The sequence below is a fragment of the Rhizobium sp. CECT 9324 genome, assembly GCF_918741265.1.
Lineage (GTDB): Bacteria > Pseudomonadota > Alphaproteobacteria > Rhizobiales > Rhizobiaceae > Allorhizobium.
The window spans coordinates 340450-356020 of record NZ_CAKKMZ010000002.1 but is presented as its reverse complement, the minus strand read 5'-3'; the positions used below and the strand labels follow the sequence as shown (position 1 = coordinate 356020).

Below are 15571 nucleotides of genomic sequence, written 5' to 3'. Positions count from 1 at the left end.
GTTTTGGTGGCACCACTATATCTGCAGCAGTGACAGCCATTGCACGGGCACTGTTACTTTCTGGGCGGCACGCACCCTGGCCCCAAAAAAGGAGGACATCATGTCTTCCGACGATCTCTACCGATCCATCGAAATCAGCGCTTGGAAACAGATAGTTGATGTGCGCGCAGGCGCAGGTTTCAGGTATACCGCACCCCCGGCCGAAAGCGTCGGGGAAACAGCAAGTTTCGTCGCCGCACAATACCGACACGGCGGAGGCAACCTAGAAGCTACGCGGTCGGTTCCGGCGCATCTTGCTCGATTGGCCGCTCGTCGGCCAGCGCGTTCCTGCGAGGCTGGCGCATGACCCTCTCATTCCCCAACCCATCCCGTAGCTACGATGAGGGCCGGCACCGTGTGCGTTTCGTTGGGCATGACGGCCTGATGCAGATCAGATTTTTCCTGCCGGTCTCCATCCTAACAGACGATCTGAGCGTACGGATGCCGACGGAAACCGACTATCTTTCGGCGTTCGACGGCATGCGCAAACGCATCTTCGAGGTGGCACGCAAGGCCTACGAGTCGCGGCGCCGGGACATGATCGAGCTCGACCATGCTAACTTCGGTCGTGGCGCATGATAGGTGAGCCGGGGACTGTTTCAGAACAGTTTGCCACCCATCTCTCCCAGGCATGGAACCGCATGTCTTGCGACACCAGGGGTCGAGGTCGCCCTTAAAGAGCCACGGGGAGATTTAATGAAAAGGCACCGGACACCGGCCGACGAGAGCGGTCCGTGCAATCCAGCTGTTGCCTATTTTCTGGCGGCTGTTTCGACACACTGATGGAAATGGCGGATATCCGTGGTGCTCGCTGATTTCAAACGCAACACGTTACGTCTGGCGAAGGAACGAGGCGAAGTGATCCCTTTTCTGTCTAGGCCCAGCCAATAAACTCCTAGGGATACCGGCCTTGCAATCATCTCCGAACGCCCCGTCACGCGGGACGGACAGGACATCTCGTGCAGCGCAGGCAGGCACGGCCATCGCGCAAAAAAATTCTTGAGAAAGCTCGGCCCATGTTCACGCGAACCAAAACACGCACCATCCATTTCGACCGTCCCTTTGCCCTGCTCGGTCTCGAAGGGCTCCAGCCTGCGGGCGATTATCAGGTGCTGGACGACGAAGAGCAGATCACCGGGATTTCCTGGCTGGCCTACAGACGGATCGCGACCGTCATCGAGATCCACGCCGGGCAGACGACACGTCGCATCACCGTAGACGGCGAGGAACTGGACGCGGCAGTGGCGCGGGACCAGGCCGACACCAGCCCCTCGCACTGAGGGCTCGACCAACCGTCGCGGCAATCGCAGGCCGCGCCGAGACATCATTCCACGATCACGGTCGCATGTTCCCCGTGGGGAAGGTCGGGCATTTTCGACCTGCGACGACACTGTTCTGAAGGGAACCCTTGATGACCAAGTCCAGGCGTATCGCGTTCATCGGCAACTCGCTGCCACGTCAGTGCGGGATAGCAACCTTCACCACGGATCTCAGCCATGCGCTAGCCGCATCCGATCGCGACGTCGAGACGCGCATCATCGCCATGACCGACGACAGGATCGCTTACGCCTATCCGGATGATGTCGTGTTCGAGATTCGCGACGGTGAGATCGAGGACTATGTGACCGCCGCCCGCATCCTCAACAACGGCGGTTATGACGCGGTCTCGCTGCAGCACGAATTCGGCATCTTCGGCGGCGCCGACGGCGAATTCATCCTGACGCTCCTGTCGCAGTTGCGCATTCCCATTGTAACGACCCTGCACACCATCCTGGCCGAACCGACAGCGAACCAGTTGCGGATACTGCAAAAGGTTGCCGGTGCCTCGAGCAGGGTGGTCGCGATGGCACAGAAGGGCCGCGCGCTGCTCGAAAGCGTCTACGGCGTGGACCCTGCCAAGATTGACGTCATCGCCCACGGCATTCCGGACCGGGCATTTCACAACCCGGAAAAGGCCAAGGCCAGCCATGGCTATGCCGGCAGACCGGTTATCCTCACATTTGGCCTGCTGTCGCCCAACAAGGGCATCGAAGTCGTCATTGATGCCATGCCGACAATCCTGGCGCAGTGCCCGGATGCGCTCTACGTTGTGCTCGGCGCCACCCATCCAAATCTCCTGCGCCAGGAGGGCGAGAGCTATCGCGACAGTCTTTACGCGCGAGCCCAGCAAATCGGGGTTGGCCCGTCGGTCGTCTTCCTCAACCAGTTTGTCGACGTACCGACACTTCTGGAGTTCATCGCCATGTGCGATGTCTATGTTACGCCCTACCTCGATGAGGCGCAGATGACGTCGGGCACGCTGGCCTATAGTTTCGGCATGGGCAGCGCGGTCGTGTCCACGCCATACTGGCATGCTCAGGAACTACTCGATCAAGGGCGCGGTACACTGGTGCCCTTTGGCGACGCGGACGCGACGGGCCAGGCGATCGCCTCCCTGCTCGGCGACGATGACAGGCGCATGGCCATGCGCCACGCCGCCTACACTGCCGGACGGTCGATGATCTGGTCGCAGATTGCATCGCTTTACTTGGACAGTGTGGAAAAGGCACGCAGCACCTTTAGGCCACGCCTGGTCAGTGACGTGGTGGCGCAGCGGATCGCTCGCCCCCCGCAGCTGACATCGCTGAAGCTCGGGCATTTCAACGCCATGTGCGACGATACCGGTATCTTCCAGCATGCGGTCTATTCGGTGCCCGACCGCGCCCATGGCTACTGCGTGGACGACAATGCCAGAGCGCTGATCCTTGCCACCCATCTGGCAGCAGCCGCAGAAACCGGCATTTCCGAGCGAAGGACGGGGTCCTTTGCGAGCTTCATCCAGCATGCCTGGAACCCGGATCTCCAACGCTTCCGCAACTTCATGAGCTTCGACCGCCGCTGGCTCGAGGAACAGGGTTCGGAGGATAGCCATGGCCGCACGCTCTGGGCGCTCGGCATCTGCGCATTGTCCGACAATGACCGGCCTCGACGTCGCTGGGCAGGCACGCTCTTTGCTCGGGCAATGACGACGGTGCTCGGCTTTCATTCGCCCCGCGCGTGGGCCTTCGCGCTGATCGGGCTCGACGCCTATTGCAGGGCTTGCCCGGAAGACAAGTCCGCGCGGACCTTGCGATTGCAACTGGCCGAGCGGCTGGTCGATCTGGCGCGACGCGTGTCCAGCGGCAACCGTCACTGGTTCGAGGAAGGCCTTTCCTACGAGAATGCCCGCATTCCGCAGGCACTGATCCTGACTGGCGTGGCGACCGGAAATCCGCAAATCATCGACACCGGTCTGAAGACCTTGCGCTGGCTGATGACGCAGCAGACCGGCGAGAATGGCCAGTTCCGCCCGGTCGGCACCGACGGCTTCTTCGACAGGGGGCAAGCACCGAAGCTGTTCGACCAACAACCGGTCGAAGCGACTGCGACCATTTCGGCCTGCCTCGCCGCAGATGCGGCGACCGCAGACAAGTCGTGGCTCGAAACGGCGTTCCGTACCTTCAACTGGTTCACCGGCAGCAATGACCACGGCGTCTCGCTCATCGATCCGGAAACAGGAAGTTGCCGCGACGGGTTGCATCCGGACCGCCCGAACGAGAATCGCGGTGCCGAATCCGTACTCTGCTACCTGATCTCCTGTGCCGAGATCAGCGTAGCCGCACGTTTGATGCGCCCGGTGCCCCAGCCCTTAGAACTGCGTCAATTGTCATGACCGGTCGTGTGCTCTCCGACCAACCCGAAGGATCGTCCTTGCCCCAATCAAGCATTCTCAATCGACAGGCCCTCTATCTCAAACCCGATGCTACACGGGTAATTGTTAGACCATTCAAGCCCTCGACTGAGCCGCGCCATCTCCATCCCCGCGACAAGACGCGGGCGAACGAGATCGTCGACCGGGTTTTGACGCTGGATGCCGCGGCAACCAACGATCAGTTGCGCGACATCCTAGATAATTTCGAAGGTCGGCATCGCAACCTACTGCGCCAGTTCGAGCTGCGAGCCGACGCAATGGAGGACGCATTTGCTCATCACCAGGCCTTCAGCCAGCAGCAAAGACAGCTGATCGGCGCCTATTTCATGAACGAATATTCGTTTGAATCGTCAGCCCTGTTCAATCCCAGCATCGTGCCACATCCCGACCAGACCGGGGTCGATCCTGGCAGCCGAAGGGTGATCCTCAGCCTGCGGGCCGTCGGCGAAGGGCATATCTCATCGCTGACTTTCCGCACCGGCATGATCGACGTACAGGGCGCCGTGACGATCGATCCGCCCGTGCGGCTGGCCGGGCTTCCGGACATTCATGCGACTGACGGCCTGGCGCCGGCTGGCTGCATCGGTATCAGCTTCAAGAGCGAGAGCGACCTCAGCGAGCGCGTGATTTTTCCGGTGACGGAGGCGCAGTCCAACGGAATCGAGGACGCGCGTTTCGTCGCCTTTGAAGATGAGGGCACGACGATCTATTATGCGACCTACACCGCCTATAACGGCGCATCCATCCGGTCGGAACTGCTGGAAACGCAGGATTTTCTGAACTACACCCTGACACCACTGCATGGGTCGGCAGCCCGCAACAAGGGCATGGCGCTGTTTCCGAGACGGATCAACGGGCGTTTTGCGATGATCGCGCGTCAGGACAGCGAAAACCTCTTCCTGCTCTACTCGGACAACCTGCACAGCTGGGACGAGGGACAGCTGTTGATGAAGCCCGAGTTCGCATGGCAATTCGTGCAGATCGGCAACTGCGGCTCACCGGTCGAGATCGACGAGGGCTGGCTTCTCTTCACCCACGGAGTGGGGCCAATGCGCCGCTATTCGATCGGGGTGTCGCTGCTTGACAAGGACGATCCGAGCATCATCCTCGCCCGCACCGTCGAGCCCCTGCTCCAGCCGGAACCGACAGAACGCGAGGGCTATGTGCCGAATGTCGTCTATTCCTGCGGCGCCATGCGACATGGTGATCTCATCGCGCTGCCCTATGCCGTGTCGGATACCTATTCAAACTTCACGACGATGAAGATCAGCATGCTTCTGGATACGATGCAGCCGACAGGACATCGCGCATGACCAACCGCTGGTTCAGCCCCCGAGAACGGCCGGGGCTCCCGGCATGAGCCTGGATCAGCTCAAGGCCTTGTTCCTTGAAACCATCCTGCCAACCTGGAGTGTAAGCGGCTTTGACGCGGAACACGGCCAGTTCATCGAGTATTTAGAACTCGACGGGCGGCCGCAACGGGACGGCGCCGTTCGAACCCGCACGGTTGCCCGGCAAATCTATGTGCATGCCCATGCCAGCACCTTGGGCGTCGCGCCGCCATCATCGCTTGCAATAGCCGAGAGCGCTTTCGACAACCTTCACCGCATTGCCTGGGTGAACGGCACGCGGTCAGGCTATGCCAGGTGCTTCGATCGATCGACAGGACTGGTGACCGATCCGGTGCGGGATCTCTATGACAACGCCTGCGTGCTGCTGGCCCTGTCATGGTTGCAGTCGGCGACTGGCAAGGATGGATATCGGCGGCAGATCGAGCAAACCATGGCAGCGATCGACAGGACGCTGAAGGATCCGTTTGGCGGATGGGCCGAAGACAGCAACGGCACCCTGCCACGTCGCCAGAACCCCCACATGCACTACCTCGAGGCCACGCTTGCCTTATGCGAAATCAGCAGGACACAAACCTATCGACCAGTCGAAAAGAAGGTATTTTCGCTACTGCGATCCCATTTTCTTGTCGGTCAACATGGCCCTCTGCACGAACACTTCGGACCACGCTGGGAAATCGCCGACGCCTACGGATCAAAGATGCTGGAGCCAGGACACATGTGCGAATGGGTGTGGCTGACCGGACGCCACGAAACACTGACCCAGACCTGCCACAACGAGGTCCGCGCTGATCTACTCGCAAACGCCCTACGAATAGGACGGTCAAGCGGATCCCCGTTCCTCGTTGACCAGGCCCTGTCGTCGGGGGTGCCAGTCCTGCAGTCGAGGCGACTCTGGCCGCAGGTCGAGATGCTGAAGGCGCTGTTGACGCAACATCGCCTCCTCGATGGCGGTAGCTATTCGGCCCAGGCTGAGATTCTGTGTTCCGACATCCTGACGTCTTATTTCCACGATGTGCCAACGGGCTGCTGGCATGATCGCCTGGATTTCGGCAACCGACCGATCGGCAAAACCATCCCGGCCAGCTCACTTTACCACCTTTGGACGGCAGTCGCCGACATGGTCGTCGACGAGGGCATTCTACCGAAAACAAGATCGCCATCGCTGCAGTAGGATTTTCCATTCTACATTAAGCTTTCTCTACCGGGAGGTCGGGGCCGAGGCCGGCATAGGCGTTGCAATCGCCGCAGGGGACGGTAAAAACCTCAGGCGATCATCTCCCCAAGCTGCTTCATATCGCCCTCGACACTCAATATTGCCAGGTGCGCTATGTTCATGACTTTCTGAGTCACCTCAACCAGAGGATAGGCTGCCCCTCGCTCACAGTTTTCAGGCAACGGCCGGAGGTGATCACCTGGTTTTCCTTATCCGTTTCAGCTTGATCGTCTCACGACTATGCTACAGGGCAATTTCCGCACGCCGCCGCTGAACGTCTGCCCCTTGGACAGAGCGAGAATGGCAAGTCCCGCCTGTCGTCCGAGTTCCTTCAGCTCCATATCGATCGTTGTCAGCGCCGGACGCGTCTGCTCCGCCACGACATCCCAGTTGTCGAATCCGACGACGGACACTTCGCCGGGAATCGAAATGTTGCGGTCCCTGAGGGCATCGATCACGCCGCGTGCGATCTGGTCATTGCCGCAGAACAGGCCGTCCGGCGGCTCCCTGTCGCGCGACCAGAGCTGCTTGACGGCCTCATGTCCCCATTCCTCGGTCCAGTAGCCATAGAGAACCGGTTCCGCGTCGCCACATATGCGCCGATAGGCTTCGGCACGAAAACGGGCCGCCCTATAGTCGCTTGGGCCGGTGATGTGGGCAATATGTCTGCGCCCGCGCGCAATCAGGTGTTCGACCGCAAGCCTGGCGCCCTGATCGTCATCGGGCAGCAGCGCGACACTCCCCGTCGGCCCCTCGGCAAAGGCATAGACGACCGGAACCGACAGGCGCGACAGATCGATCGGTGGGCGCCGATCCAGCCGCGTGGCGGAAAAGATAATGCCATCGACCTGCTTGTCCAGAAGCGCGTCGATATGCCTGCGCGTCAGTTCCTGATCGTCATTTGTGGCGCATAGGAAAACCGAAACACCGTGATCGACTAGCGCTTCAGACACGCCGGACATCATCGGCAAAGAAAAGCGGCCATAGGTATCATTTGTCAAAAGGCCAATGGAAAAGCTACGTTTGCCGAGAAGGCTGCGCGCCAGCGCGTTTGGGCGAAATTGCAGATCGTCGGCGACTTTTCGGATGCGCTCGCGCGTCTCGGCCTGCATGCGCCCGGTGTCGTTGAGCGCTTTCGACACGGTCGAAATGCTGACGCCTGCAGCGGACGCGACATCGTGGATCGTGGTCCGGGGTTTCTTCATGGAAGGTATCCGCATCGCTTCAGACGAAAGAGAAAACCTTTTATCAAGAAAAATCAACCGTGAGAAAACCTTTTCTCATTTTCTCACTTTTTCCCAGCCCCTCCCCGGTCGACAGCACAGGCTTTCTTTCATAGCGTTTCCCCAGGCCCACCGCTTTCATCGGCCTTCAGAATACAAAAAAGGGGAATTCCATGTTCAAAGCAAAGTCGCTCGTCGCGACACTAGCGTTCCTTGCATCGACATCCGCCGCAAGCGCTGAAGAGGTCGATCTGTGGGTCCGCACATCATCGGGGGCCGTGCTGCAGGCGCTGGCTGAGCAATACAACGCCAAGCACGAGGACAAGGTTACCGTAACGCAGATCACCGCGGAACAGATGGTGCCCAAGCTCGGTGCCGCGATCGCCGGCGGAGCGCCACCGGATGGTGCCGTCCTCGATCTGATCTACCTGCCGACATTCGCGGCCAACGACGCGCTCGAAGACATCACCGATTTCGTCAAGGGTCTTCCCTACGCCGATGCCCTCAGCCCGTCGCATATCCGACTTGGCACCTATGACGGCAAGATCTATGGCGTGCCGGCACTGCCGGATGCCTCGATCATCGCCTACAATACCGATCTCTTCGAAAAGGCCGGGCTCGACCCCAAGAAGGCTCCGGCCTCGCTGGAGGAGATTGCCGCGGATGCCAAGAAAATCCGGGCGCTCGGGGACGACACCTACGGTTTCTACTTCGTGGCAAATTCCGGAAGCTGGCTGATCTACGACTTTCTGCCGCATCTCTGGGCCGCCGGCACCGATATCCTGAGCGAGGACGGCCGACAGGCAACCGTGGATACGCCGGCGCTCCGAGAGACCTTTGCCGCCTATCGTGACATGTGGTCGGCCGGAGCCGTTCATCCAACCTCCCGCTCGGGCAACGGCAACAATGCCGTCGAGGCCTTCGCGTCAGGCAAGGTCGGCGTGCTGATGACCGGTTCCTACATCGTCAACCTGCTCACCAGCAAATATCCCGATGTCAACTTCGAGGTCGCGGCCATTCCGGGTGCCAAGGGTGGTCAGTCGAGCTTCGCCGGCGGCGACTCCCTTGCCCTGATCAAGGGTATCAGCGACGAGAAGAAGAAGGTTCTTCTCGACTTCGTCGACTTCTACATGGAGCCGGAGCAACAGGTCTTCATCACCAAGGAATCCGGCATGCCGTCGCGCACAGACCTTGCGGAACAGGCCTATGCGCAGTTCGACAAGCGCAACCTCGTCGCCTACGATGTGCTCGCCAAGGCGCGTACGCCCTATACCTTCTCGTCGGATGAGCTCTTTGTCAGCCGCACCGGTCCGTTCTTGAACCTGATCCAGGGCGCAATCTTCGGCGAGGATGTCGACGGTTCGATCAAGAAGGCGCAGGACGAGTTCACCAAGATCCTCGACCGCACCAATCCCTGATGCAAGTCCGAGGGGCGACAGGTTTCGCCCCTCCACCGTCGCGCTGGCGACCCCGGGACCGACATGGGTTTTGCGGGCTACGTATCGCCAACCGATACTCATTGCTGAAAAGAAGGACCGACGACCTTGGTGCCCAAGCCCGAGATAGATGAATCGCGCATCGTTCCGATAAGAGCCCTGGCCCCCGAGTCCCATGGCTGGCTCGGACTTGCCTTCATTGCGCCGAGCATGGTCTTCATCATCGGATTGTTCGTGATCCCGCTGGCGATGACCGTCTGGATGAGCTTTTACCACTGGCCGCTGCTCGGCCGGCGGAAGTTTATCGGGCTCGAAAACTATCACGAGCTGTTCGCCGATACCCAGCTCTGGCAATCGATGGGCTTTACCCTGCTCTATACCGGGCTGGTCACGGCGGCCATCCTTGCCGTGGCGTTTCCACTGGCGCTTCTGGTCGACCGGCCGCTGAAGATCGCAGGCTTCTTCCGCACCCTGTTCTTCATGCCCGTGGTCATCGGCTTTGGCGCGGCTTCGACATTGTGGATGTGGCTGCTCAATCCCGATAGCGGCGTCTTCTCCCGCCTCCTGCTCGCCCTCGGTCTTGTGGATTCGGCGCCCCGGCCATTGGAAAGCTTCTGGACGGCACTGGCGGTCATTATTCTCATGGTGGTCTGGAAGACAGCCGGCTTTACCATGGTGATCCTTTTGACCGGTCTCCAGAGCATACCGACAGACATCGTCGAAGCAGCGAAGATCGATGGGGCCAGCGCCTTTTCAAGGTTCCGCCGCATCACCCTCCCCCTGATGCGCAATTCCCTGCTGCTGGCTCTGGTTCTCAACGTCACCTCTTCGATGCTGGCGTTCGACCAGTTCTTCATCGTCACCCAGGGCGGTCCGGAAAACAGCACGATCTCGGCGGTGTTTTCTATCTACCTCGCCTCCTTCTCGTCCTATCGGCTCGGCTACGGCTCGGCGCTTTCATTCGCCCTTCTGGTGGTTCTTGTCGCCATCAGCTCCATCCAGCTCAGCTTCATGCGCCAACGTCCGGAGGAAGGTCGATGAGCAGTTCCAATCCCGGCCGTTCGACCGCTGACCGGGTCGGTCACGTCACCTTTGTTCTGGTGTCCTTGTTGCTGGCAATCTTCTTCCTGATGCCGATCATCTGGTCCTTCGCCAATTCCTTCAAGCCGGCGGCCGAAGCCCTCGCCAATCCGGTTGCTTTGTTTTCCAAGGCGTTCTCGCTGGAAAACTATCGCCGCCTCGAGAATGTCGGTGCGGGCTGGTACGTCTATGCCGGCAATTCCGTGCTGATTGCGCTCGGTACCATCGCGCTGACCGTGGGCGTCTCGGTCCCGGCCGGCTACGGATTTTCCAAGTTCCGCTTTCCCGGCCAGTCGCTGATCTTCGTGGTGGTCATGGCGACGATGATGATCCCGTTCCAGTCGATCCTCACACCGCTCTTCCTGATCCTGAAGTTCCTGGGATTGCAGAACAATCTGCTCGGACTGGTGCTTGTCTACACCACGTTCCAGCTGCCGTTCTCGATCTTCATGATGCGCAATGCCTTCGACTCCATACCCGGCGCACTGATCGAGGCGGCCCGTATCGATGGTGCATCGCAATGGACGCTGATGCGCCGGATCATGATGCCGCTGGCGCTGCCGGGTGTTGCGACAGTTGCCATGTTCGCCTTCCTCAATTCCTGGAACGAATTCCTGGCGGCGCTGATCTTCCTGTCGGACCAGAATAAATTCACCCTGCCGATCATGCTCGTGAACGTGTCTTCCGGCATCTACGGCATCATCGACTGGGGTGCGCTCCAGGCGGGCATCACCGTCACCATGGTGCCCTGCATCCTGCTGTTCCTCACCTTGCAACGTTACTACGTGCGCGGCCTGACCGCTGGCGCCGTGAAATAATCCGCAGATTCTGCAAAGGAGTTCTTATGTCTTCGTCCCTGAAAAAGGCGGACGGCAGCGTGACGCGTCATTTCGAACGCTACGTTCCCGCCGACCATGCCCGGGTATCTTTCGAGGCCGGCTTCTGGAAAAGCTGGTCGCAAACCGTGCGCGACGTCACCATTCCGACCCAGCATATGCGTCTGGAAGAGGAGGGGTTTCTCGATGTGCTCGACTTCGACAAGCCGGCCGGGCCGCTGGCCCGACCGATCCAGCCGAGCGGCCTATCGATGCAGCATTTCTTCGATTCCGACTTCGGCAAATGGATCGAGGCCGCCAGCTACACGCTGAAGAACAACCCCAACCCGGATATCGAAGCCAAGATCGACGCGATCGTCGCGAAGCTTGAGCACGGTCAGATGGCCGACGGCTATCTCAACAGCTGGTTCATCCGTCGCGAGCCGGGAAAACGCTGGACCAACCTGCGCGACCTGCACGAAATGTACTCGATGGGCCATCTGCTCGAAGGAGCGATCGCCTATTTCGAGGCCACCGGCAAAAGACGGTTTCTGGATGTGATGATCCGCGCGGTCGATCATATCATCGACACGTTCGGTACGGAGCCGGGCAAGCTGCGCGGTTACGACGCCCACGAGGAGATCGAACTGGCGCTCGTCAAGCTCTATCGGCTCACGGGAGACAGCCGTTACCTCGATCTCGCGACCTATTTCGTTGAAGAACGCGGGCGTATGCCTTCGTATTTCGATGAGGAAGCCCGCCATCGCGGCGAAGATCCGGCAGATTACGTCTATTCGACCTATGCCTATAGCCAGGCGCATATGCCGGTGCGCGAACAGACCGAAGTCGTGGGGCATGCCGTGCGTGCGATGTATCTGTTCTCGGCGATGACCGATCTTGCCTTTGAAAACGATGATCCGAGCCTGAAGACTGCCTGCGATCGACTGTTCGACAACCTGACCGGCCGGCAGCTCTATGTCACCGGCGGACTTGGACCCTCGGCATCGAACGAAGGCTTCACCCGCGCCTTCGACCTGCCAAACGAGACCGCCTATGCAGAGACCTGCGCGGCAGTTGCGCTCGGCTTCTGGGGGCATCGCATGGCCCAGATCGACCTCGACGCAAAATTCACCGACGCACTGGAGACCGTGCTGTTTAATGGCGCGCTCTCGGGCATATCCCGCGACGGAGAGCATTATTTCTACGAGAATGTGCTCGAAAGTCACGGGCAGAACCGGCGTTGGAAATGGCACAACTGCCCATGCTGCCCCACCAATATCGCCCGTATGATCACCTCGCTCGGCCAGTATTTCTATTCGGCCAAGGGCCGCGACATTGCCGTCCATCTCTACGGTGCCAACACGGCCGAACTTGAGGTCGAAGGTGAGTTCGTGCGCCTGCGCCAGGATACCGTCTACCCTTGGGAGGGCGATGTCCGCCTGTCCATCGGGCTCTCGGCTCCGGCCTTGCTGACCTTCCGCTTGCGCAATCCGGGCTGGTGCCGCACCACCCGGATCTGTGTGAACGGCGAGGAGATCGATTGGGCCGCGTCGATCGACAAGGGCTATGTCGCGATCACGCGTGAATGGACGGATGGCGACGAGATCCGTCTGTCCTTCGCCATGCCGGTCGACCGGCTCTATGCCCATCCGGCGGTCGGAGAAGATGCGCATCGTGTTGCCTTCAAGCGCGGTCCGGTGGTCTACTGCGTCGAAGAGACGGATATCGGCACGGAACCGCAACGGCTGCGCATCGCCCCCGAGGCGCCCATTGAACCGCGCTTCGACGCCGGACTGCTCGGTGGTGCCGTCGTGCTGGAAGGCAAGGCGATGGAAGCAGATGCGGCGGACTGGGCAGGCGTGCTCTATCGTAACGCACCGCCCGTGTTGAAGCCGAGGGAATTCAAGGCCATTCCCTATCACCTCTGGGCCAATCGTGACCACGGCGCGATGCAGGTCTGGCTTTTGGAAGAATAGGAAACCGACATGGCAAGACTGGTACTCAAGGACGTGGTCAAGTCCTACGGCATCTACGAGGCCGTGCGCGGGGTCAGCCTCGAAATTGAAGACAAGGAGTTCGTTGTCTTTGTCGGGCCGTCGGGTTGCGGCAAGTCGACCACTTTGCGGATGATTGCCGGCCTCGAACACATTTCCGATGGCCAGATCATCATCGGCGACAAGGTCGTCAACACGCTCGGGCCCGGCAAGCGCGACATCGCCATGGTGTTCCAGAACTATGCGCTCTATCCACACATGACGGTGCGCGAGAACATCTCCTTCTGCCTGGAACAGCAGAGCCTGCCCAAAGCCGAGATCGACAAGCGGATCGCGATGGCCGTCGAGACCCTGCACATAACCGAGTTGCTGGATCGTCGCCCCGGCCAGCTTTCCGGTGGCCAGCGCCAGCGTGTCGCCATGGGGCGCGCCATCGTCCGCAATCCGAAGGTGTTCCTGTTCGACGAGCCGCTGTCGAACCTCGACGCAAAGCTCCGGGTGAAGATGCGCACCGAGATCAAGCGCCTTCATCAACTGCTGCCGACGACGACCGTCTACGTCACCCACGACCAGGTGGAAGCGATGACCATGGCGGATCGCGTCGTAGTGATGAACCAGGGCATCGTCGAACAGATGGGCGAGCCGCAGGAGCTCTACCGCAATCCGGTCAGCAAGTTCGTCGCCGGCTTCATCGGATCGCCGTCGATGAATTTCCTGCCGGCGCAGTTGATCGCCGAAGGCGAAGAGCTTTTTGTCGTACTGGAAAACGGCATACGCCTGCCCGTGCCGTCGGCAAGGGCGGCGGTGTTTCGCCCGCATGCCGGCTGCCAGGTCACGTTCGGCATCAGGCCTGAATCGATCTCCTGCCGACAAGACCGCGCCGGCTGGATGCCGCTCGATGCGCCGGTCGACCTGGTGGAGCCGCTCGGTGCGACGACCATGGTCTATTTCAACATAGGCTCGAACGGCATCTGCGCCAGCATCGAACCGGACACCGCGCTGAGGGCGGGAACGATCATGCCTTTGTCGATCAACATGAACCAGATGCACCTGTTCGACTGCGATACCGAGCGTTCGCTGGCGATCTGACACGCGGCCGGCGGTCTGTTGCGGACCTTAACGCGATGGGCTACTTGGCGGCACATTCATTGCGGTGATGCGCAGCGATCCTCGCCGAAATGACCCGCCTTCAGGGACAAACGACAAAGGACAGATCTGTGGCCGTTTCCGAATACATCATTCCGGGTCTTCTTGTTCGCGACCGGCTGATCCCCGTCCCGCTCGACTGGTCGAAACCAGATGGCCAAAGCATCGAAGTCTTCGTCCGCGAAATCTGTGATCCCGTCCGACGCGCAGAAGACCTGCCACTGCTCGCCTTCCTGCAGGGCGGCCCGGGTGGCAAGTCACCGCGGCCGGTGAATGGCGGGCCGTCCTGGCTGTTTGAAGCGATCCGCACCCACCGCGTCATTCTTATCGACCAGCGTGGCACCGGACGCAGTACGCGCATCGAGACCGCAACGATGGATCGGTTCGCACAGGATGGCGAGGCCGCCGCGGACTATCTGCTGCAGTTTCGCGCCGACAGTATCGTTTCGGATTTCGAGCATGTCCGCAAAACCGTCTATGGCGGCAAGCGCTGGGAAACACTTGGCCAGAGCTATGGCGGCTTCCTGACATTGACCTATCTCTCGACGGCACCGGAAGGACTTGCTGCCTGCTACGTCACCGGAGGGCTTGCCGGACTGACGGCAACAGCCGAGGACGTCTATCGCCGCACCTACCCGCGAGTGGCCGCCAAAACCAAACGATATTACGAGCGCTATCCGCAGGACCGGGAACGGATCGCGCAGATCGCAGATTTCATCGCCGCCAACCACGTGATCCTCCCCGATGGCGACCGCCTGTCGGTGCGGCGGCTGCAATCTGCCGGCATCGATTTCGGCATGGCGCCGGGCTTTGAAAACATTCACTGGCTCGTCGACGAAGCCTTCTCGATCAGTACCGAAGACCGGCTGTCGGACACGTTCCTGGCCTCGGTGATGGCGGCGACCTCCTACGACGGCAATCCGCTGTTCGCGGTCTTGCAGGAAAGCATTTACGGGCAAGGCGTCGGCGCCACCGGCTGGGCGGCAGACCGCATTCGCGCCGAGTTTCCCGAGTTTCACGAGACGCGCAGACCATTGCCGTTCACCGGCGAAATGATGTTTCCGTGGATGTTCGAGGAAATACGGTCCCTGCGGCCATTCCGGGCGGGTGCGACGGCACTGGCGGCACGCGATGGCTACGGGCCCTTGTACGATCTGTCGCGCTTGGCCGAGAACGAGGTGCCGGTGGCCGCCGCCGTCTACTTCGACGACATGTATGTGGATGCCGAATTATCGCTCGACACGGCCGCGCGTGTTGGCAATGTCGAAAGCTGGGTGACAAACGAATACGAACACGATGGCGTACGCCAGTCGCCACGCGTCTTCCGCCGCCTCGCCGACATGGTCAAGGAGCGTGGTGGTCCGCGCGGCTGATCCAGCCATCAACCCGGCTCTTAGCGCAAACCAGGCGGTCGATATCACATAGTCGATAGGGCAAGCATAGACCGAAGCGATGCTGTTGCGCAGAGATGAATTGTGTGTGAGCTCCAGGACAATCCACCGACAGCGTTGCCGTTGCCCTATGCTCCGCTCAAAAAACCATG

13 protein-coding genes are annotated in these 15571 nt (G+C 60.3%); 12 read left to right on the top strand and 1 reads right to left on the bottom strand.

Annotated elements, in window-relative coordinates; translation table 11 throughout:
* Positions 1-342 precede the first annotated feature (342 nt).
* The 5 genes from LQ231_RS21655 (at position 343) to LQ231_RS21635 (ending at position 6292) form a co-directional block, all read left to right on the top strand.
* The gene (locus tag LQ231_RS21655; RefSeq protein WP_230173871.1) at positions 343-618 is read left to right on the top strand and encodes a DUF1488 domain-containing protein; all 276 of its coding nucleotides are present in this window, start codon (positions 343-345) and stop codon (positions 616-618) included.
* A 437-nt stretch (positions 619-1055) separates the two neighbouring features.
* Positions 1056-1319 (top strand): hypothetical protein, encoded by a 264-nt coding sequence (locus tag LQ231_RS21650; protein WP_230173870.1) that lies wholly within the window; start codon positions 1056-1058, stop codon positions 1317-1319.
* Positions 1320-1450: 131 nt separating this feature from the next.
* Positions 1451-3730, top strand: coding sequence for a glycosyltransferase family 4 protein (locus LQ231_RS21645; RefSeq protein ID WP_230173869.1), 2280 nt, complete (start codon positions 1451-1453; stop codon positions 3728-3730).
* A gap of 38 nt (positions 3731-3768) precedes the next feature.
* On the top strand, positions 3769-5082 hold the full coding sequence (locus LQ231_RS21640) for a glycoside hydrolase family 130 protein (RefSeq protein ID WP_230173868.1): 1314 nt from the start codon (positions 3769-3771) through the stop codon (positions 5080-5082).
* 43 nt (positions 5083-5125) lie between these two features.
* Positions 5126-6292 (top strand): AGE family epimerase/isomerase, encoded by a 1167-nt coding sequence (locus LQ231_RS21635; RefSeq protein WP_230173867.1) that lies wholly within the window; start codon positions 5126-5128, stop codon positions 6290-6292.
* A 260-nt stretch (positions 6293-6552) separates the two neighbouring features.
* Here LQ231_RS21635 and LQ231_RS21630 read toward each other — a convergent pair whose 3' ends face one another.
* Complete coding sequence (locus LQ231_RS21630; RefSeq protein WP_230173866.1) at positions 6553-7554, bottom strand: LacI family DNA-binding transcriptional regulator; 1002 nt, start codon at positions 7552-7554, stop codon at positions 6553-6555.
* On the opposite strand from LQ231_RS21630, the gene LQ231_RS21625 reads away from it, so the two are divergent.
* The 7 genes from LQ231_RS21625 to LQ231_RS21595 all read left to right on the top strand — a co-directional run bounded on the left by LQ231_RS21625 (position 7538) and on the right by LQ231_RS21595 (position 15401).
* Positions 7538-7798 carry a hypothetical protein gene (locus LQ231_RS21625; protein ID WP_230173864.1) on the top strand — a complete coding sequence of 87 codons (261 nt, stop codon included), beginning with the start codon at positions 7538-7540 and terminating at the stop codon, positions 7796-7798. The genes LQ231_RS21630 and LQ231_RS21625 overlap by 17 nt on opposite strands.
* The gene (locus LQ231_RS21620; RefSeq protein ID WP_230173862.1) at positions 7731-8975 is read left to right on the top strand and encodes a sugar ABC transporter substrate-binding protein; all 1245 of its coding nucleotides are present in this window, start codon (positions 7731-7733) and stop codon (positions 8973-8975) included. Before LQ231_RS21625 ends, LQ231_RS21620 begins: the two co-directional genes overlap by 68 nt.
* Positions 8976-9119: 144 nt before the next feature.
* Complete coding sequence (locus LQ231_RS21615) at positions 9120-10034, top strand: sugar ABC transporter permease (protein ID WP_230175003.1); 915 nt, start codon at positions 9120-9122, stop codon at positions 10032-10034.
* Positions 10031-10891, top strand: a complete 861-nt coding sequence (locus LQ231_RS21610; RefSeq protein ID WP_230173861.1) for a carbohydrate ABC transporter permease — start codon at positions 10031-10033, stop codon at positions 10889-10891. Before LQ231_RS21615 ends, LQ231_RS21610 begins: the two co-directional genes overlap by 4 nt.
* A 26-nt stretch (positions 10892-10917) precedes the next feature.
* A complete protein-coding gene (locus LQ231_RS21605) occupies positions 10918-12864 on the top strand; it encodes a beta-L-arabinofuranosidase domain-containing protein (protein ID WP_230173860.1) in 1947 nt (648 codons plus the stop codon).
* A gap of 9 nt (positions 12865-12873) precedes the next feature.
* Positions 12874-13971, top strand: coding sequence for a sn-glycerol-3-phosphate ABC transporter ATP-binding protein UgpC (gene ugpC, locus LQ231_RS21600; protein ID WP_230173859.1), 1098 nt, complete (start codon positions 12874-12876; stop codon positions 13969-13971).
* 128 nt (positions 13972-14099) lie between these two features.
* On the top strand, positions 14100-15401 hold the full coding sequence (locus LQ231_RS21595; protein WP_230173858.1) for an alpha/beta fold hydrolase: 1302 nt from the start codon (positions 14100-14102) through the stop codon (positions 15399-15401).
* Positions 15402-15571: the final 170 nt, after the last annotated feature.

Excerpts from the sequence above, each read along its gene's own strand:
- LQ231_RS21620 (WP_230173862.1), top strand. The coding sequence starts at position 7,731 with ATGTTCAAAGCAAAGTCGCTCGTCGCGACACTAGCGTTCCTTGCATCG.
- LQ231_RS21605 (WP_230173860.1), top strand. The coding sequence starts at position 10,918 with ATGTCTTCGTCCCTGAAAAAGGCGGACGGCAGCGTGACGCGTCATTTC.
- ugpC (WP_230173859.1), top strand. The coding sequence starts at position 12,874 with ATGGCAAGACTGGTACTCAAGGACGTGGTCAAGTCCTACGGCATCTAC.
- LQ231_RS21650 (WP_230173870.1), top strand. The coding sequence starts at position 1,056 with ATGTTCACGCGAACCAAAACACGCACCATCCATTTCGACCGTCCCTTT.
- LQ231_RS21645 (WP_230173869.1), top strand. The coding sequence starts at position 1,451 with ATGACCAAGTCCAGGCGTATCGCGTTCATCGGCAACTCGCTGCCACGT.
- LQ231_RS21610 (WP_230173861.1), top strand. The coding sequence starts at position 10,031 with ATGAGCAGTTCCAATCCCGGCCGTTCGACCGCTGACCGGGTCGGTCAC.
- LQ231_RS21630 (WP_230173866.1), bottom strand. The coding sequence starts at position 7,554 with ATGCGGATACCTTCCATGAAGAAACCCCGGACCACGATCCACGATGTC.
- LQ231_RS21635 (WP_230173867.1), top strand. The coding sequence starts at position 5,126 with ATGAGCCTGGATCAGCTCAAGGCCTTGTTCCTTGAAACCATCCTGCCA.
- LQ231_RS21655 (WP_230173871.1), top strand. The coding sequence starts at position 343 with ATGACCCTCTCATTCCCCAACCCATCCCGTAGCTACGATGAGGGCCGG.
- LQ231_RS21625 (WP_230173864.1), top strand. The coding sequence starts at position 7,538 with ATGGAAGGTATCCGCATCGCTTCAGACGAAAGAGAAAACCTTTTATCA.